The organism is Mesorhizobium sp. M8A.F.Ca.ET.208.01.1.1 (assembly GCF_004791315.1).
GTDB lineage: Bacteria > Pseudomonadota > Alphaproteobacteria > Rhizobiales > Rhizobiaceae > Mesorhizobium.
This window is the reverse complement of the sequence record NZ_SRUT01000417.1, coordinates 1-282: the sequence shown is the minus strand read 5'-3', so window position 1 is coordinate 282 and position 282 is coordinate 1. Positions and strand designations below refer to the sequence as shown.

The window sequence follows — 282 nt, the reverse complement described above, 5'->3', positions numbered from 1 at the left end:
CACCATCGTCGACACGCTGGCGACGCGAAAGCTGCCGACGCGCTGGCTTAGCGTTTCGATCACCGAACCGGTCGCGGTGCCGGGCATTTTCGACATGATGATGCGGCCAAATTCGGCAACGACATTCTCCAATTTCGATCATCTGCCGCATATGCTTCCGAAGGTGCTCGGGTTTCCCGCCGACGCGGTGCTGCGCACGGACCGCAAGGGCGTCGCCTTCCCGCAGGATCTGATCGCCGCGCATACCGACATTTTCGCCGAAAATCGCGCCAAGGAATTGCT

Annotated in this window: 1 pseudogene; it reads left to right on the top strand. The window is 60.6% G+C overall.

Going from position 1 to position 282, the window contains the following annotated elements:
* Positions 1–94: 94 nt before the first annotated feature.
* A pseudogene (locus tag EN851_RS35910) lies at positions 95–282 on the top strand (hypothetical protein); the annotation flags it as partial.